This is a genomic window from Terriglobales bacterium (genome assembly GCA_035937135.1).
Lineage (GTDB): Bacteria > Acidobacteriota > Terriglobia > Terriglobales > Acidobacteriaceae > DASYVL01.
The window spans coordinates 1-17,216 of record DASYVL010000146.1; the positions used below are offsets into that span (position 1 = coordinate 1).

The 17,216-nt window shown below is 66.1% G+C and carries 20 protein-coding genes and 1 riboswitch; of the genes, 12 read left to right on the plus strand and 8 right to left on the minus strand.

Annotation, left to right across the window (positions count from 1 at the left end; translation table 11 throughout):
• The 7 genes from VGQ94_08730 to VGQ94_08760 all read left to right on the plus strand — a co-directional run.
• A partial coding sequence (locus VGQ94_08730; protein HEV2022600.1) for a DUF4388 domain-containing protein occupies nt 1-400 on the plus strand: 400 nt, incomplete at its 5' end.
• Between the two features lie 95 nt (nt 401-495).
• Nucleotides 496-966 carry a MogA/MoaB family molybdenum cofactor biosynthesis protein gene (locus tag VGQ94_08735; protein HEV2022601.1) on the plus strand — a complete coding sequence of 157 codons (471 nt, stop codon included), beginning with the start codon at nt 496-498 and terminating at the stop codon, nt 964-966.
• Nucleotides 967-1,027: 61 nt separating this feature from the next.
• Nucleotides 1,028-1,687, plus strand: a complete 660-nt coding sequence (locus tag VGQ94_08740) for a VTT domain-containing protein (GenBank protein ID HEV2022602.1) — start codon at nt 1,028-1,030, stop codon at nt 1,685-1,687.
• Between the two features lie 47 nt (nt 1,688-1,734).
• Nucleotides 1,735-2,274 (plus strand): DUF6580 family putative transport protein, encoded by a 540-nt coding sequence (locus VGQ94_08745; GenBank protein ID HEV2022603.1) that lies wholly within the window; start codon nt 1,735-1,737, stop codon nt 2,272-2,274.
• A 1-nt stretch (nt 2,275) separates the two neighbouring features.
• A riboswitch (Fluoride riboswitch) is annotated at nt 2,276-2,343 on the plus strand.
• Between the two features lie 160 nt (nt 2,344-2,503).
• A complete protein-coding gene (locus VGQ94_08750; protein ID HEV2022604.1) occupies nt 2,504-2,740 on the plus strand; it encodes a CrcB family protein in 237 nt (78 codons plus the stop codon).
• A 13-nt stretch (nt 2,741-2,753) separates the two neighbouring features.
• Nucleotides 2,754-3,071, plus strand: a complete 318-nt coding sequence (locus VGQ94_08755) for a DUF190 domain-containing protein (GenBank protein ID HEV2022605.1) — start codon at nt 2,754-2,756, stop codon at nt 3,069-3,071.
• A gap of 95 nt (nt 3,072-3,166) precedes the next feature.
• Complete coding sequence (locus VGQ94_08760) at nt 3,167-3,523, plus strand: hypothetical protein (protein HEV2022606.1); 357 nt, start codon at nt 3,167-3,169, stop codon at nt 3,521-3,523.
• Between the two features lie 12 nt (nt 3,524-3,535).
• Here the strand turns inward: VGQ94_08760 and VGQ94_08765 are convergent, their stop codons facing one another.
• The 3 genes from VGQ94_08765 to VGQ94_08775 all read right to left on the minus strand — a co-directional run bounded on the left by VGQ94_08765 (nt 3,536) and on the right by VGQ94_08775 (nt 6,320).
• Nucleotides 3,536-4,576 (minus strand): metal-dependent hydrolase, encoded by a 1,041-nt coding sequence (locus VGQ94_08765; protein ID HEV2022607.1) that lies wholly within the window; start codon nt 4,574-4,576, stop codon nt 3,536-3,538.
• A gap of 2 nt (nt 4,577-4,578) precedes the next feature.
• Nucleotides 4,579-5,550 carry a diacylglycerol kinase family protein gene (locus tag VGQ94_08770; protein ID HEV2022608.1) on the minus strand — a complete coding sequence of 324 codons (972 nt, stop codon included), beginning with the start codon at nt 5,548-5,550 and terminating at the stop codon, nt 4,579-4,581.
• A 122-nt stretch (nt 5,551-5,672) separates the two neighbouring features.
• Nucleotides 5,673-6,320: a DUF1579 family protein gene (locus tag VGQ94_08775; protein HEV2022609.1), complete on the minus strand. Its 648-nt coding sequence runs from the start codon at nt 6,318-6,320 to the stop codon at nt 5,673-5,675.
• A gap of 78 nt (nt 6,321-6,398) precedes the next feature.
• On the opposite strand from VGQ94_08775, the gene ligA reads away from it, so the two are divergent.
• Both ligA and ada read left to right on the plus strand, forming a co-directional pair.
• The gene (ligA, locus tag VGQ94_08780; protein ID HEV2022610.1) at nt 6,399-8,420 is read left to right on the plus strand and encodes an NAD-dependent DNA ligase LigA; all 2,022 of its coding nucleotides are present in this window, start codon (nt 6,399-6,401) and stop codon (nt 8,418-8,420) included.
• A gap of 143 nt (nt 8,421-8,563) precedes the next feature.
• Nucleotides 8,564-9,652: a bifunctional DNA-binding transcriptional regulator/O6-methylguanine-DNA methyltransferase Ada gene (ada, locus tag VGQ94_08785; GenBank protein ID HEV2022611.1), complete on the plus strand. Its 1,089-nt coding sequence runs from the start codon at nt 8,564-8,566 to the stop codon at nt 9,650-9,652.
• Between the two features lie 114 nt (nt 9,653-9,766).
• Here the strand turns inward: ada and VGQ94_08790 are convergent, their stop codons facing one another.
• Together VGQ94_08790 and VGQ94_08795 are read right to left on the minus strand one after the other, a co-directional pair.
• Complete coding sequence (locus VGQ94_08790; protein HEV2022612.1) at nt 9,767-11,356, minus strand: patatin-like phospholipase family protein; 1,590 nt, start codon at nt 11,354-11,356, stop codon at nt 9,767-9,769.
• A 153-nt stretch (nt 11,357-11,509) separates the two neighbouring features.
• Nucleotides 11,510-11,986 carry an HIT domain-containing protein gene (locus VGQ94_08795; GenBank protein HEV2022613.1) on the minus strand — a complete coding sequence of 159 codons (477 nt, stop codon included), beginning with the start codon at nt 11,984-11,986 and terminating at the stop codon, nt 11,510-11,512.
• Nucleotides 11,987-12,176: 190 nt separating this feature from the next.
• Here VGQ94_08795 and VGQ94_08800 point away from each other — a divergent pair, with 190 nt between their 5' ends.
• Nucleotides 12,177-14,081: a 30S ribosomal protein S1 gene (locus VGQ94_08800; GenBank protein ID HEV2022614.1), complete on the plus strand. Its 1,905-nt coding sequence runs from the start codon at nt 12,177-12,179 to the stop codon at nt 14,079-14,081.
• Between the two features lie 60 nt (nt 14,082-14,141).
• On the opposite strand, the gene VGQ94_08805 is transcribed toward VGQ94_08800, so the two are convergent.
• Genes VGQ94_08805 through VGQ94_08815 form a run of 3 tightly spaced genes read right to left on the minus strand, consistent with a single transcriptional unit; the run spans nt 14,142 to nt 15,216 of the window.
• On the minus strand, nt 14,142-14,630 hold the full coding sequence (locus tag VGQ94_08805) for a carboxypeptidase-like regulatory domain-containing protein (protein ID HEV2022615.1): 489 nt from the start codon (nt 14,628-14,630) through the stop codon (nt 14,142-14,144).
• Nucleotides 14,631-14,651: 21 nt separating this feature from the next.
• Nucleotides 14,652-15,029: a hypothetical protein gene (locus VGQ94_08810; protein ID HEV2022616.1), complete on the minus strand. Its 378-nt coding sequence runs from the start codon at nt 15,027-15,029 to the stop codon at nt 14,652-14,654.
• A complete protein-coding gene (locus tag VGQ94_08815; protein HEV2022617.1) occupies nt 15,016-15,216 on the minus strand; it encodes a hypothetical protein in 201 nt (66 codons plus the stop codon). The genes VGQ94_08810 and VGQ94_08815 overlap by 14 nt, the downstream gene beginning before the upstream one ends.
• A gap of 115 nt (nt 15,217-15,331) precedes the next feature.
• Here VGQ94_08815 and VGQ94_08820 point away from each other — a divergent pair, with 115 nt between their 5' ends.
• Together VGQ94_08820 and VGQ94_08825 are read left to right on the plus strand one after the other, a co-directional pair.
• Complete coding sequence (locus VGQ94_08820; protein ID HEV2022618.1) at nt 15,332-16,735, plus strand: M28 family metallopeptidase; 1,404 nt, start codon at nt 15,332-15,334, stop codon at nt 16,733-16,735.
• Nucleotides 16,736-17,029: 294 nt separating this feature from the next.
• The coding region (locus VGQ94_08825) for a hypothetical protein (protein ID HEV2022619.1) at nt 17,030-17,216 on the plus strand (187 nt) is incomplete at its 3' end.

Here is a 17,216-nt window from a genome sequence, read left to right on the forward strand (position 1 = left end):
CAAGAAGGTGATCGACAAGATCGCGCTGGAGAAGATGGCGCGCGAGGCGCCGGGAGAGGGCACGCTGCGCGGCAGCCTGGCGCAGATGAACGTCATGGACCTGCTGCAGTCGCTGGAGATGGGACACAAGACCTGTGCCCTGGTGCTGACCAACGATGGCGACCGCTGCGAGATGTTCTTCTCGGACGGCCAGATCAACCACGCCATCTACGGCAAGCTGAAGGGCGACGAGGCCGTGTACAAGGTGCTGGCCTGGAGCGGGGGCAACTTCCAGATCGACTTCACCGGCAAGAGCGCCGAGCAGACCTGCACCCGTTCCACCCAGGGCCTGCTCATGGAAGGCCTGCGGCTGGTCGACGAAGCCAACCGAGACCAGGAAGAGAACGTGCTGGAAGCTTAGCAATAAGCGGTAAGCAATGAGCGATAAGCGAAACCTTAGGGCGCTTCGGCTTATTGCTTATCGCTTATTGCTTATGGCTGTTTGAGGACCCATCGATGAATGCGGCAGTGTTGACGGTCAGCGACTCCGTAGCCCTGGGCTCGCGCGTGGACACCTCCGGGCCGGCGTTGGCGGCGGCGCTGGAGCAGGCGGGCTTCACGGTGGCGGCGCGGGAGATCGTGCCCGACGAGCGCCCGGTGATCGAGGCTGCCATCCGGCGGCTGGCGGAGAAAGCGGAGCTGGTGGTGACCACCGGGGGCACGGGGATCGCCGAGCGCGACGTCACGCCGGAAGCCACGCGCGCTGCCTGCGACCGGCTGGTGGAGGGCGTGGGCGAGCGCATGCGCAGCGAGGGCGCGCGCAAGACCCCGCTGGCGGCGCTGAGCCGCGGGGTGTGCGGCGTCCGGGGAAGGACGCTGGTCCTGAACGTTCCCGGGAGCCCGGCCGCGGCCACCGAGTCCCTGGCCGCGGTGCTCGAGATCCTTCCCCACGCGCTGGAACTGCTGCGGGGAAAGACCAAACACTAAGCACGGCTGTGCGTCACGGGCGTCCTCGCCTGTGCGATTCGCGTAGAATGATTTTTTCGGCTTGAACTTCCTCAGACACATCCTCGCGAGCTACACCGAGTACATCCGCGCCGTGCTGATCCCGATGGGGCCGTGGGGCATCTTGCTCATCGCCTTCGTGGACGCCGCCTTTCTGGGCATCCCCATGGACCCGCTGGTGGCCTATTTCGTGTACCGGCGGCCGGGGATGTTCTGGCTCTACGCCTTGATGGGCGCGGCGGGATCGGCGCTGGGCAGCCTGGTGGTGTACTACATCGGACGCAAGGGCGAGGAGATGCTGCTGGAAAAGCGCATCCCCAAGCAGACGCTGCGGCGCATCCGGCGTGCCTTCGAGCGCCACGAGTTCCTGGCGCTGATGGTCCCCGCCATGCTCCCTCCTCCCACGCCCTTCAAGCTCTTCGTGCTCACCGCCGGAGGCCTGAAGATGCGCCTCGACCACTTCCTGCTGGCAATCTTCTCCGGACGGACGATCCGCTTCACCTTGATCTCCGTGCTCACCATCTTCTTCGGCCCACAGATCATCACCCTGACCGCCAGCCTGGTGACGCAGCACCTGCCCTGGATGCTGGCGGTCGTGGCGGTTAGCCTGCTCGCGTGGCTGCTCTGGCGCCGGCGGCGGGGGCCCGAGGAGGAGGTCGAGGCGGGGGCGGAGGAAGGCGAAGAGCCTAGCCTTCCGGCTTGACGGGGCGCGACCAACAAGCCACAATCTTCTGTCACTCCGAGGTGTTCATGCTTGCGTACCTATTCGTGGTTCTTTCCGTCGCCCTGCGCTTCGTTTCGGTCCCCGTAGCCTTCACCTCGGTGGCCGCCTCCCTGCTCTTCTTCGGGGCTCGCCAGCCCCGCCGCCGCATGTGGATCCCGCTGGCGCTGCTCATCGCCGCGGACGTGGTCCTGACCAAGCTGGTCTATGCCTATCCGCTCTCTGCCGATCATCTGGTGACCTGGGCCTGGTATGCGGCGATCCTGCTGCTGGGCGGCAAGCTGAAGGAAAACTCCGGCCCGCTGCGTGTGGGTGGCGCGGCGCTGGTCGCCTCCGTCTCCTTCTTCCTGGTGAGCAACCTCGCCGTCTGGGCGGTGTGGGAGATGTATCCCAAGACGCTGGCGGGCCTGGCCGCCTGCTACGTGGCGGCGCTTCCCTTCTTCCGTCACTCGCTGGCCGGAGACCTGTTCTTCACCGCGGTCTTCTTCGGCCTGGGCGCGCTGGTGCAGGGAGCGCGCGCGCCCGCGGCGCAGGACCGCGTGGCCGAATCCCTTGAGCCACGGATGTAGGAAAAGAACTGGCGATGGAGTTCGCCTGAAGCGTCCCGCGTTTGCGGGAATGATGACTCCTACCATTTTCATGCGAGGAGAACTCCATCGTGCGAGCCTACCTGTGGGTATCCCTGGGTGCGATTGCGGGCAGTAGCGCCCGCTACTTCCTGAGCCGCCTGGCGGCCCGGCTGCTTTCCACCGCCTTCCCTACGGGACACTGTTCATCAACATCAGCGGCAGCTTCCTGGTGGGCCTGTTCCTGGTGTGGACCAGCGAGCGGGTGCTGGTAGATCCGCGCTGGCGTCTGCTGGTGGCCATCGGCTTCTGCGGCTCCTTCACCACGTTTTCCAGCTATGCCTTCGAGACCATCAGCTGCTACCTGGAGCAGGGACACTGGTTCCTGTTCGGCAGCAACATCCTGACCAACAATCTTCTGTGCCTGGTGGCGGTGGTCGCAGGCGCGGCGCTGGCACGGGCGCTGTAGAATGCGAGGCCACATGGCGGTGCAGATCACCATCTACCTGAACGAAGCGGACGAACGGCAGCATCGCCCGCTGCATCTGGAGATCCTCAACTACCTGCGGCAGGAGAACGTCGCCGGCGGCACCGTCTTCCACGCCGTCGCCGGCTTCACCGGACGCAGCCGGGTGCAGACCACCAGCCTGGTGGATGCGGGCGGGAAGCTGCCCCTGGTGATCATTTTAGTGGACACCGACGAGCACATCGCTCGCGTCCTGCCACGGCTGCGGGAGATGGCCGCGCACCGGCTGATCGTGCGCGAGAACGTGGTCATCGAACAGGGCAGCCTGGACTGAATTTCTTCGGGTCCGTCGGACCCTTCCGCTCATGGAAACCGCAGGCTTGAACGAGAATCACAAGCGCCGCCTGGCGGTGGCCATGGCGATGGTGGATGCCGCCGCCGCGCATCCTGGATCTGCTGGACGAAAGGAACTCCCCCAAGAGCATGACGGTGATGCAGCAATCCATCCCAGCGGAGGAGCGGGCGCGGTTGCGGGAGGCGATGCATCGGCTGCAGCCGCTCACCGTCAGCTTCGCCCACCAGCACGGCCTGGAGCGCCGCAGCAAGGACCTGCGCCAGACGGTGGTGGCCGAACTCTCGCAGATCTGGACCACGCTGGAGAACTGCCGGCCCCGTCGCATGAAGGGCATGGGGGAGATTCCGGCGGCGGCGGCTGATCCCGTCGAGCGGGACCTGGAGCGCATGCTCCATCTGCTGGACGAAATCCGGCAAACGCTCGAAGCCTAGCTGCGGCGGCCCTCAATCCAGGTTCTTGCGCTGGGTAAAGGGGCCGAAGTGTGCCGCGATCACGCGCAGGTGCTCATCCAACTCCACTGAGGAATTCAGCACGCGGGAGCGCCGCTCGGGATAGTCGTAGCGCAGGTCGTAGAAGCGCACCAGGTAGCGCGTTTCGCCCGAATCGCGCTGCTCCACCTCGAACATCGGATACTGCGCCCAGTCCAGATACACCCGCCCCAGGTAGGACTTTTTCGCGGCCAGCGACGCCGGGGTCTCCTCCGGCTTGTAGCGGATGCGGGCGTGGTCCTGGGGATCGACCTCGGGGGTGAGTGAATCGACGTGCATGGTCTCGAAGGTGTCCTGGGTCTCGACCACGCCGTACCACAGGAAGGGATTGGTGTCGTAGGGATAGGCGGAGACGCGGATGGGCTCGGAGCCGTGGTAGAGGCGGCTTTCCAGCACGGCCACGGCGCGGCGATGCTCGAAATCGCGCAGACTCCAGAGCAGGACGATGCACACCAGGGCGAAGATGGCGCCACCGCGTCCGCGCGGGCCGGCGCGCCGCGCCCCCACCTCCTCCTGGATCAGCCCGAAGAGCGAAGGGACGATGAGGCCGGCGAGCAGCACCAGCAGCAGCAGCGGCTCGACGATGGAGACGATGTCCCAGGAGAACCACCGGAGATAAAAGGGCGCGAAGGGGCGCACGCCGTAGTTGTTGGTGAAGTCCAGCAGGATGTGGCTGAGCGCGCCCAGGCAGGCGTAGCTGTAGAGCAGCCCCCAGCGCGGCGGCGTCTTGCGGGGGTGTCCCCAGCGCAGCAGCAGGCGATTGAGGAGCCAGACCATGCCCAGCGCCAGCGCCGCCATCGCCGGAGCCCCCAACAGCGTGTGGGTGATCCCGCGATGATGGGCAAATCCAAAGACCGGCCCCCCGAAGTAGGCGAGAAAGTCGATATCCGAAACCTCAGCCGCCAGCACCAGGGTCACGGTGGCCAGCGACGTCTTGCGGTTCAGCCCGGCACGGCTCATGCAGGCGCCGGTGAGCATGTGGGTGAGCGGATCCAAGGTCAGCGTCCTCGCGGCATTAGCAGTGTAAAGGCATTGGGGAGCATGGAAAAGCGCGCGGGCAGCGTGCCCAGCAATTCTCCATCGGCCTCGGCCAAGACTCTACCGGACTTCTTGCTGGGATCGCCCGGGCCGGGTTCGAGCGGACGGCAGAGGACCTCGGTAGCGTGCACCAGCTCTACCCCCGGGACCTTCCACTGGATGCCGACCATCGCGCCCGAGAGGTGGGCGAGGTAGCGCAGGCGCACCGGAGGCCGGAACAGGATGACGCGCATGTCGTCGCGGGTGAGCGCGGCACCGGGAGCCACGCGCTTCAGCGGGAAGGGGAAATCGCTGACGCGCGCGGCCAGCATCTCCGCCACCACCTGGCGGCGGCGCTCGCCGCTCTGCGCTTCTACGTACTCGACCTCGAAGGGAGCAAAGCGCGCCGTGGCCCAGGAGAGCCCGGCCTGGATGGTGTAGGCGGCCATACCCCAGCGCTCCTTCGCTCCCGTAGCCATGGCATAGACCAGCAGGGCGTTGGGGCCAGTACCGGCCATCACCGTGAAATAGCGCGAGGTGGGCCGGCCTGCAAAGTCCTGACACTCGATCTTGCCGGCGGCCAGGCGCCGGGGCTCGGCCTCGACCAAGATCCGCGCTGCCTTGACGGGATGGTTGGGGATGCCCAGGTCGAGCGCCAGGGCGTTGCCAGTGCCGAGCGGGATGATGCCCAGGGCAGCGGCGCCACCGGCGGCGATCATCCCCTGCAAGGCCTCGTGGACGGTGCCATCGCCGCCGCAGGCGAAGACGGCGTCACAGCCCGCGGCCACGGCCTCACGCGCCTGCTCGCCCGCCGAACCCGCGGCGCGCGTGGGCGTTACCACCACCTCCACCCCGGCGGCGCGCACCACCGCAGCGGCGGATTCCACGTCCTCGAGGCGGCGCTTGAGCTTGCTCCCGGAGGCTGGGTTGTAGAGGAAGGCGGCTTTTTGCATGAATCGTGCTCTTGTAACACTTGCCGAGCGATTGTGAAAAGAGAAAAGGCCCGGGCGCTTCCCGGGCCCTTTTTTCTGTATTCTCCCTGGGCGCCGACCTCGGCAGGTTGCGCCCCGGCTCCTCACTTCTTGTACTTCAGGATGATCATGCGTTTCATGGCGCCACCGTTGATGGAGGAGTCGATGTAGAAGGTGAAGGAAGCGGGCTTCAGCTCGCTGTACACCTGCCGCATCTTCATCTTCATCATTTTCTTGGGGTCCGGGCCGGGCATTTCGACATTCGAGGTGAAGACCAGCTCGTTGCCCTCCCACTTGCCGGTTGCGCCGGCATCGCAGCCGCCGAGGCCTTCACTGTCGCACCACAGGGAACGATAGGCGCCGGCCTTGGCGTCCCACCAGATGACGCCGTGTCCGGTGAACGGTCCCATGCTGCTGCGGGCCTTGAAGTCGGCAATCAGCGAATTGCCCGCGGGGCCGGCCTTGACCACTTCAGTTCCCTTGCCCGTCCCGGCCTGTGCCTCCGGCCCCATCTCGGGGACGGCTTCGAACTTCTCGTCCACGGCCCAGGTGCCCACGAACATCTTTACCAGCTTGGCCATCTCCGGCGACTGCTTGGCCGTCATGTCCATTGGGGCCGCCTTCTTGGCCGCTGCGGCCGGCGCCTTCGCCGTGTCCTTTTTGTCCGCCGCCTTCGTCGCCTTTTCCTGGGCCGGCGCCACTCCCAGGCTCAAACCGAGGATCACTAGAAACCACGATATCCGCATTCGCATAGTCAGCCTCCCTGCTAGCGCAGGGAATCTTAAATGCAGGGGCGCGGCGGCGCAACACAGCCAATATAATCGGCAGCCATGGCGGTTCAGGACACGGAGCGGCGGATCGAGGTATTGCGGGGGAAGATCCGCCACCACGAGCATCGCTACTACGTGCTCGACGATCCGGAGATCTCCGACGCCGAGTTCGACCGCCTGATGCAGCAACTCAAGGCGCTCGAGGCCGAACATCCCAAGCTGGTCACCCCGGATTCGCCCACGCAGCGGGTGGGCGGCAAGCCGCGCGAGGGTTTCGTAAAGGTGCCGCACTCGCGGCCGCTGCTGTCGCTGGAGAACGCCTACAGCGAGCAGGAGCTGCGCGACTGGGAGCGGCGCGTGCACGAGCTCTCGGGCCGCAAGGACGTGAGCTACGTCTGCGAGCTGAAGCTGGACGGGCTCTCCATGGCGCTGTGGTATCGCGGAGGGCGCCTGGACCGCGGCATCACCCGCGGCGACGGCTCCGTGGGCGAGGACGTCACGCTCAACGTGCGCACCCTGCGCTCGGTGCCGCTCTCCATCCCCGCCGACGCGCTGAAGAAGGCGGGGCTGCCGCGCGACTTCGAAGTGCGCGGCGAGGTCCTCATGCCGCTGGCCGCCTTCGCCAAGCTGAACGAAGAGCGCGAGCGCCAGGAGCTTGCGCGCTTCGCCAATCCGCGCAACGCGGCCGCGGGCACCATCCGCACGCTCGAGCCCAACCTGGTGGCGCAACGCCGTCTGGACTTCTACGCCTATTTCCTGCTGGTGGACGGCAAAGACCACTTCCCCGAACACGCGCAGGCGCTCGAGGCGCTGGCCGATGCCGGCTTCAAGGTGAGCCGCAGCTACGCCACGGCGCGGAATCTGGACGAGGTGCTCGACTTCATCCGCCGCTGGGAGAAGGAGCGGGAGAAGCTGCCGTTCGAGACCGACGGCATCGTGGTAAAGGTGAACTCGGTGCGGCTGCAGCAGGAGCTGGGATTCACCGGCAAGGCGCCGCGCTGGGCCATCGCTTACAAGTACGCAGCGCGCGGCGGCGTCACCCAGGTGGAAGACATCTTGGTGCAGGTGGGCCGGACGGGGAAGCTGACGCCGGTGGCGGCGCTCAAGCCGGTGGCGATCGGCGGCACCACCGTCAGCCGCGCCACGCTGCACAATCTGGACGAGATCGAGCGGCTGGGAGTGAAGATCGGCGACTGGGTGGCGGTGGAGCGCGGCGGCGACGTCATCCCCAAAGTGACCGGGGTGGTCGAGGACAAGAAACACCCGCGCGGTCACAGGCGCTTCCACATGCCGGAGAAGTGTCCGGAGTGCGGCGGGCGGGTGGTCCGCACCGAGGGCGAGGTTGATCATCGCTGCGTCAACGCCAACTGTCCGGCCAAGCTCAAGGAAACCATCCGCCACTTCGCCGCGCGCTCGGTGATGAACATCGAAGGCATGGGAGAAGTCCTAGTCAACCAGCTGGTGGAGCGCGGGCTGGTGCGCAGCGTCGCCGACATCTACGACCTCACCCACGAGCAGCTCATGAACCTGGAGCGCATGGGCGAGAAGTCGGCGCAGAACGTGCTGGACGAGGTCGAGGACTCGAAGAAGCTGCCGCTCGAGCGCGTGATCTATGGCCTGGGCATCCGCATGGTGGGCGCGCGCACGGCGGAATTCCTGGCGCAGCACTTCGGCTCGCTCGACGCCATCATGGAGGCCGGCGAAGAGGAATTGGAAGAGGTGGAGGAGGTGGGCCCGCGCATCGCCGCGAGCCTCCGCGAGTTCTTCCAGGAAAAGAAGAACCTGGAGATGGTGGAGCGCCTGCGGAAGGCGGGCCTCAAGTTCACCGGCAAGAAAAAGCAGCGGGGCACGCAGCTCGCGGGCAAGACTTTCGTCCTCACCGGGACCCTGCCCACCTACCCGCGCGAGGAGGCCAAGCGGATGATCGAAGCCGCGGGAGGCAAGGTTACGGGTTCGGTGAGCAAGAAGACGGACTACGTGGTCGCCGGCGCTGACGCCGGCTCGAAGCTGGATAAGGCCCGGGAGTTGGGAGTCAAGATCATCGGGGAGAAGGAGATGGAAAAGCTGGTGCGGGGGGCGTAGCTGCAGCTAGTAGTAGGGGTTCCTCGACTCGCGCTCCCGCTCCCGCAAAGCGGGATTGGTCGCACTCGCTCGGGATGACAGATTTTTAGTTTGACCGCAAGAAGCGGATAGCACAGCCCGGAGCGGGCCGCTATCCTGCGCTCATGACAACCAACATGGCAGTGCTCAAGCCCAAGCAGTTGGAGCTGGTGGAGACCGCGGACGCCTGGTGGCAGGCGGTGGAGCGGCGGGACGCGAGCCGCGACGGCGCCTTCGTTTACGCCGTGACCTCGACCGGGATCTTCTGCCGGCCGTCGTGCGCCTCGCGGCGTCCGCGGCGCGAGAACGTGCGCTTCTTCCGCCAGCCGCAAGAGGCGGAGCGCGCCGGCTTTCGCGCCTGCCTGCGCTGCCGCCCCAACGACGCCGGCGGCAACCCGCGCCTCATGCGGGTGCGCGCCATCTGCCGCTTCATCGAAGCGCATCTCGAGGAGCCGGTGACGCTGGCGCGCCTGGCCCGCGAGTTCCGCCAAAGCCCCTTCCACCTGCAGCGGACGTTCAAGTCGGCGCTGGGCATCACGCCGCGGCAGTATGCCGACTCGATGCGCATGGAGTGGTTCAAGCGTGGGTTGCAGCAGGGCCGCGCCGTGACCACGGCGCTCTACGATGCCGGCTACAGCTCGAGCAGCCGCCTGTACGAGCGCACGGCGTCACAGTTGGGCATGACGCCGGACAAGTATCGCCGCAGCGCCATCGCCGTTCTCATCCGCTATGCGACCACCGCCACGCCGCTGGGCCGGCTGCTGATCGCCGCCACGGACCAGGGCATCTGCCACATCCGCCTGGGCGATTCGGTGGAAGAGTTGGAGCAGGGGCTGAAGCGCGAGTATCCCTTCGCCCAGCGCAAGCGCGACGAGGAGAAGCTGCGGCCGTGGATGGAGGCGCTGGTGCGCTATCTGGAGGGCGAGCGCATGGAGCCGCGGCTGCCGCTCGACATCCAAGCCACCGCCTTCCAGCGGCGCGTCTGGGAGCATCTGCAGACCATTCCCCGCGGCCGCACCGAGACCTACCAGCAAGTCGCCCGGGCGCTGGGCGAACCCAAGGCCATGCGCGCCGTGGGGCACGCCTGCGCGACGAATCCGGTCGCGCTGGTCATCCCATGCCACCGCGTGGTGCGCACCGACGGCGGCCTGGGGGGATACCGCTGGGGCCTCGAGAGGAAGCAGGCGCTGCTGGAGATGGAAAAGGCGCCGTAGAGACGTTGCATGCAACGTCTCTACCACTTCGCTCAGAATGACAATCCTTTGGGGGTAGGGGTCCTTCGACTCGCGCCTGCGCGTGCGCTTGGCGCTCGCTCAGGATGACAGCTTCTATGAATTGTGCGCAGGCTCGGCTACCGCCGCGGGCATCGCCGCAAACTTCAGGACGTGCTTCGGTCCTTCGGCCGGCAAGTGCGCGACGTAGGCGGTGAAGTCGCGCACGGCCTGGCATCCGTCGCGATATCCCTGGACGATCGCGGGGCCGGTGATGCGGCCGTGGAAGTCGAGCACGGTAGCGGCCAGCGGCTCGCTGGGGCGAACGGTGAACGCCTTGCGGTAGCGGTACTGCCGCGTTCCCATGTCGAGTACCACCTGCTCCGGGCGGCAGCCGAGCAGGCGCGCGTGGTGCTCGCAGACGTGGTTGATGTTCTCCAGGATCTTGAGGTCGGTCTTCAGGTTCTGCGACATCAGGATGTCGATGGCGCGCACCCCCACGTCGAGGAAGGTGGCCACCTTCACCTGCTCCTGACTGCGGGGCGCCACCAGCACCAGGAAGATGAGGTCGGCGCCCAGGCGCAGCGCCGGCCGGATGGGCTGGTTGGCGACAATGCCGCCATCCACCCAGGAGCGCTCCTGCATCTGGACCGCCTCATAGACGAAGGGAAAGGCGGAGGAGGCGAGGACCACCTTGAGCAGGTCGTCGGTCTCGTGAATCTCGCTCATGACGAAGGCGGGATCGGCGCCCGGGTCGGAGGCCAGCGCCTCGCGCGAGGTGTTGCTGAAGTAGGCGTCGCGCCCGGCCTCCACGTCGGCGGCGGTGAGGATCACGCGTATGGGCGAGTTGCGCAGTTGCTCCGCCGGGATGCGGCCGCGCAGGAAGCGCGTGCGCTCGAAGTTGGGGAAGAGCCCGGAGCGCAGCGGCAGGCGCAGCGCCCTGTGGCTGGCCGTGCTCACCGGGTCACGCAGGAACCACCACAGCACCAGGCCAAGCAAAGCTCCCGCGGCAGCCAGCGCCTTGGCCTCCGGGCTGAACTCCAGCACTTCCCGGCCGGAGACGTACAGGTGCGTGCGGGCAAAGAACATCCAGACGCAGGTCCAGACCACTCCGTTGGCCACCAGCGACCATGCGATCTTCCGGGGCTGCGGCTTCCAGGAGTGGCGGCGCACCAGGTTGGCCAGCACATAGAAGACGTAGGGGAAGTCGTCGTAGAGCAGGAGCAGCGCCAGGCCGGCCAGGGTCAGCATCAGCCAGGTGAGTTCGGGCTGGACCAGGTGGAAGTAGAAGCCGCTCTCCACCGACAAAGCGCGGATCAGGTTGCCGAGGCCGGCGGTGGCGGCAATGAGGCCGGCGAGCATGAAGACGTAGCGCGTCCAAAAGATGCCCACGGCGGGCGGCGTGACCTCGAGCCAGGAGTTCACCAGATGCTCGGCGTTGCCCACCAGGGTCTCCGAGTGCCCGGCGTAGGAGGCGGCATTGATGCTGCCGATGGAGGTGGCGGCCAGGATGTGCGTGGGCAGCCGCGCGTCCTGGAAGGCCAGCAGGACTCCGGCTTCGAAGGCGCCGCGTGCGCCGCCACCCGAGAGTACCACGCCGATGCGTCCGCCGTAACCGCGCGCCGGGCTGTGATCCGGCGGCGGCCGCGACGCCAGGAAGCGCGCCCGCTCCTCGTCCAGCAGCGCTTTGGTGGCTCCGCGGCTCATGCCTTCCCCGAAGCATAGCGCAGTTTTACTGGCCGCCACTTCTAAAAACTGCCGCTCGCTCAGGATGACAAATCAAGATCAAACGCAAGGTCCTTCGCCCGCCGCGCGGGCTCAGGATGACAGTCGAGAAGGGTAGCGAATCGGCGGCAACGCCTACAGCTTGGCTTTCAGGCGCTCGTAGGTGGTTTCGAGGGCCTCGGGCAGGACGCGGGTTTCGCTCACTGAGACCATGAAGTTGGAGTCGGCGGTCCAGCGCGGTAGGACGTGCATGTGGACGTGGCCGGCGACCCCGGCCCCGGCGGCTTTGCCGATGTTCACCCCCACGTTGATGCCCTCGGGGCGATAGACCGCGCGCAGCACGCCTTCCATCTTCTGCGCCAGCGCCATCATCTCCTGGGCGGCGGCGGGAGGGAGTTTTTGCAGTTCGTCCAGGTGGGCAAAGGGCACGATCATCACGTGCCCGGAGGTGTAGGGGTAGGTGTTGAGGATGATGTAGCAGTGCTGGCCGCGGTGGATGATGAAGGCTTTGCCGTCGTCCCCCAGCTTGGGGGCGTCGCAGAAGATGCAGCCCGTGGCCTTGTCGGCGCCGGTGACGTAGGCGTAGCGCCACGGCGTCCACAGGTAGTCCATGGGTGGGCAGAGTAGCAGAAACCGGGCGCGGTTTGACACCTTTTGCGAGCGGTTGCTATAGTCATTAGGCCTTTGAATAGCGGTTTTCACGGGCTCCGGCCGCTGGGATTCCCAAGCCCGCTGGCGTAGGGGCGACTCAATCCAGGTAACGACGTCCTGCAGTCGTCCGCATCTTTTTCAGGAAGCTGCTTTGTCCGACGAGACCACATCCCGCACCATCACCGAGACGCAGGCGGAGCCCGAGGCTTCTGAGCCGCAGGCGGAGCCCACCGCCGAAGTCGCGGCGCCCGAGTCCGCCGCGCCCGAGTCCAGTTCGGCCGAGGAGACTACCGCGCCGGTCGCTGAGACTCCCGCCCCCGCTGCCGAGGCTCCCGCTCCTGTCGCCGCCGAGGCTCCCGCGCCGGTCGAAGACTTCGCCACCGCGCTCGAGACCTTCACCGCGGAGAGTGAAGCCAGTGAAGCCAGGCCCGACGAGCGTGTGCTGACCGGCATCGTCGTAAAAATCAAGTCCAACTATGTAGTGGTGGACGTCGGCCTGAAGGCGGAAGGGCAGGTGCCCATCGCGCAGCTGCAGGACGCCGAAGGCAACGTGCGCGTGAAGCCGGGCGACGAGATCCCAGTGATGCGCGACCACGGCGAGCACGAGGAAGGCTACGTCCTGCTCTCCCACGAGAAGGCGCAGAAGCGCAAGGTGTGGGAAGACATCGAGAAGGCGCACAAGGAGAACCTGCCCGTGCGCGGCAAGGTGGTGGAGCGGGTGAAGGGCGGGTTGGCCGTGGACATCGGCGTGCGCGCTTTCCTGCCGGGCTCGCAGGTGGACGTGCGCCCGGTGCGCAACCTGGACAGGCTGCTGGGCCAGGAGATGGAAGTTCGCGTCATCAAGCTGAACCGCAAGCGCGGCAACGTGGTGGTCTCGCGCAAACAGTTGCTCGAGGAGGAGGTCGCCGGCAAGCGTTCGCAGATCCTGGAGAAGCTGGAAGAGGGCGCGGTGCTCACCGGCACGGTGAAGAACCTGACCGACTACGGCGCCTTCGTGGACCTGGGCGGGCTCGACGGCCTGCTGCACATCACCGATATGTCTTGGGGCCGGCTCACCCACCCGCGCGACCTGGTCCACGTGGCGGACGAGATCCAGGTGAAGGTCCTGAAGTACGACAAGGAGAAACAGCGGGTCTCGCTGGGCTTCAAGCAATTGACCCCCGATCCCTGGCTGGACGTGGCGCAGCGCTACCCCGTGGGCGCGCACGTCAAGGGGCGCGTCATCAGCACCACCGACTACGGCTGCTTCCTGGAGCTGGAACAGGGCATCGAGGGACTGGTGCACGTGAGCGAGATGTCGTGGTCCAAGCGCACCAAGCACCCCTCCAAGCTGGTGAAGGTCAACGACCAGGTGGAGGCCCAGGTGCTGGACGTGAATCCCACCGACCGGCGCATCTCGCTGGGCCTGCGGCAACTGGCGGCCAATCCCTGGGATACGCTGGCGGAGAAGTATCCCGTGGGCACTCCGGTCGAGGGCCGGGTGCGCAACCTCACCGACTTCGGCGCCTTCATCGAGGTGGAGGACGGCATCGACGGTCTGGTGCACGTGAGCGACTTGAGCTGGACCAAGCGAGTGAAGCATCCCTCGGAAGTGCTGAAGAAGGGCGACAAGGTGAAGGCGGTGGTCCTGGCCATCGACCCCAAAACCCGTCGCATGTCCCTGGGCGTGAAGCAGCTTCAGCCCGACGTCTGGGAGACGTTCTTCGCCGCGCACCACGTGGGTGACGTCATGAAGGGCAAGGTGTCACGCGTGGCCGCCTTCGGCGCCTTCGTGGAGATCGCCGAGGGAGTCGAGGGCCTGTGCCACAACTCCGAGGCCAAGGACGAGCGCGGCGCACCGCTCAAGCTCGAACCCGGGCAGGAGCGGGATTTCAAGATCGTCAAGATGAACCAGGGAGAGAAGAAGGTGGGGCTGAGCACGCAGCTGGCGGAGAAGCAAGCCAGCCGCGCCGAGGTCGAGACCCACAAGGAGACCCACAAGCACTCCGTCTCCAGCGCCACCTCGACCATCGAAGAGCTGATGTCGTTGAAGCGCGCCTCCAACGAGCAGAACTGACGGTCCCAGAAATGCAAAAGCCGCCCCGCGGGGCGGCCGTTTTCATGTCTTCCCTGCCGACTACTTGGGCTGGTCTTTCTTCTCTTCCTTGCCTGCTTCCTTCTTTTCGTCCTTCTTGGCCACCTGCTCTTCTTTCTTCTCTTCCTTTGGTCCGACGTAGAGGTTGATTTTGGCGTTGGTGCGGCTGTCGAAGGAACTCAGGGTCTTGACGGGGCTCTTCTGACCCTTCAACTCGGCATAGATCTCATAGTCCGCGGTGCGGGAGAGGTTGGGGAAGCGGAAGGCGCCGTCGGCGTCGGCGATGTAGGTGGTCAGCCCCTTGGTCCTTCGGTTCCTCAGATAGACGACGGCGTCTTTGACCGGCGCGTCGGCTTTGTCCAGCACCGCGCCGGTGAGGGTGCGGAACTCGGGCGGCTTCTCCCGTTTGGGCTCGCTCGAACCTTTGCCCAGGCCGAAGGTCGGCCCGGATGAAGGGGGCCCGTACTGCCACGCGGACGCCAGCGTAGTCGCGAACAGGAAAGCTACGGCCGCGCCGAGGATCTTCTTCATGGAGCACTCCGTGGGAGAGTCCTATTCTACTAGATGCAGGCTGATGTCCACGCGTTCGTCGTTCTCGATGTGGACTTTGACCTCGGCCCTGGGCCGGTCCTTCGGCCCCTGGACGTCGGCCCAGACCACGTAGTCGGCGGAGCCCACGGGCAGGCGCTGGGCGAATTCGCCGCGGCGGTCGGAGAAGAGCTCCCAGCGCGCCTTCTTTTCCGCGGCGCGGCGGATCTTCACGCGGACGCCGTAGGCAGGACGGTTGTCCGGAGCAAATACGGTCCCGAAGATGAGGGCGTAGGCTTTGCGGGGGTCCTCGCGGGGAGGCGCGGCGGGGGGCTGGGCCACCAGCGGCGCCACCAGCGCCGAAACCAGCGATACGGCCGGGAGAAGCCTAGGAGTGGTCACCGTTCTCGCTCTCCTCTTCCTCTTTCAACTCTTCTTCCTCTTCCTCGCCGGCGAGACGGTTCAGCTCGAGGGGATGGGTGGTGATCACTTCGTAGTCCGTGCCGCACTCCGGACAGGAAACGATCTCACCCTCATCCACTTCCTCGGCATCGATGTCGAGATTGGATTCACACTCGGGACAAAGCACCTTGGCTCCTCCTGACCAAAGGATTCCACCGCCTGGGAACCCTGTTATATTTAAAAGCTCTTTCGGCCAGCGTCAAGTCGGAAAAATAGATTTCTTGAAAAAGGGGAGGAGCGAGTTGCCAGCCAGAAAGTGGACCGTTGTGAAGGCCGCGGCGCTGCTGCTTTGCGGCGCTGCCGTGGCCCAGACGCAACCGGCGCCTCCGACGCGGGGGCGCGAGGTGGACCCGCAGATCGCGGCGGCGGTGCGCAAGGTGTCAGCGGCGCAGATCGAGGCCAACATCAGGAAGCTGGCCAGCTTCCACAACCGGAACACGCTTTCGGCGGCTGACCCGGCCTCCATCGCCGCGGGCCGCGGTATCGGCGCGGCGCGGGAGTGGATCCAGAGCGAGTTCGAGCGCTACTCCCAGGCCTGCGGCGGTTGCCTGGAGGTGAAGATCGACCGCTTTGTCCAAGAGCCCGCCGACCGCATCCCCAAGCCCACCGAGATCGTAAACGTGTACGCCGTCCTTCCCGGCACCGACCCGGAAAACGCCAAGCGCATCTACCTGGTCACCGGGCACTATGACTCGCGCAACAGCGACACGTTGAACGTGGCGGACGAGGCACCGGGCGCGAACGACGACGCCAGCGGCGTCGCCGTCAGCCTGGAGTGCGCGCGTGTGCTTAGCCGCTACAAGTTCCCCGCAACCTTCATCTTCATGGCGGTGGCGGGCGAGGAGCAGGGACTGAACGGCAGCAAGCACTTCGCCCAGTGGGCCAAGTCGCAGGGCATGAACATCGAAGGCGTGCTCAACAACGACATCGTAGGCGGCAACAAGACTCCGGGCGACACCACGCAGGATTCGAGCATCGTGCGAGTGTTTTCCGAGGGCGTGCCCACGGCGGCGACCGAACAGGAGTTGCGCCTGTTGCGCGCCCTGGGCGGGGAGAACGATTCGCCCTCGCGGCAATTGGCGCGCTACGTCCGCGAGGTAGCGGAAAAGTACCTGCCCAAGGACTTCGGCCCCAAGCTGGTCTTCCGGCGCGACCGCTACCTGCGCGGCGGGGATCACATCTCCTTCAACGAGCAGGGCTACGCCGCCGTGCGCTTCACCGAGTATCGCGAGGACTACAACCATCAGCACCAGAACGTGCGCACGGAAAACGGCATCGAGTACGGCGACCTGCCCAAGTTCGTGGACTTCCAGTACGTGGCCAACGTGGCGCGGCTGAACGCGGCCACGCTGGCCTCGCTGGCTTCGGCCCCCGCGCCGCCCGCCAAGGTCAAGCTGCTCACCAAGCAGCTTGAGAATGACACCACCCTGGCCTGGGAGCCTTCGCCGGGCGGCCTGGCGTCCGGCTATGAAGTCCTGTACCGCCCGACCTCCGAGCCGGAATGGCCGATCCTGAACGTCGAGAACGCAGGCGGCGCGACCACGGCGACGATCAAGCGCTCTAAAGACAACGTGATCTTCGCCGTCCGCGCCGTGGACAAGAAAGGACACCGCAGCCTGGCGGTGGTGCCAAGCCCGGAACGATGAGGAAGAGAGTTGACGGTCTACCGTTTACGGTTTTCGGTTTCTCGTTCCTCGTTCCTCGTTCCTCGTTCCTCGTTTCTGGCGCTGGCTTCTAGCTCCCAGCAAAGCAATCCTTCGCAAACCAGCGCAGACCGTGTAGGCCCGGCTCTCTGAGCCGGGCGCTGCGGGAATCAGGGCACACGGGGCACGGGTCGAGGACCCGTGCCTACACGAGCTACGCCCAGTCTTTCGCTGGCAGTTCACGGACGGGCGCGCTGGCTCCAAATCCTCTAAACTAACCACTAGCCACTGATTCTCATGCTAACCCGCGGCAACATCTCGATGGGCTTCCCGCCCTTCCCCAAGGCGGTGAAGGCGCTGGTCATCCTGAACGCCGGCATCTTCCTGCTGACGCTGCTGCTGGCGGCCACCCTGCCCTCTGCCGAGCACTGGATCCTCGCTTGCCTGGGCCTGGTGCCGGTCCTGGTGGTGCACGGCGCGGTCT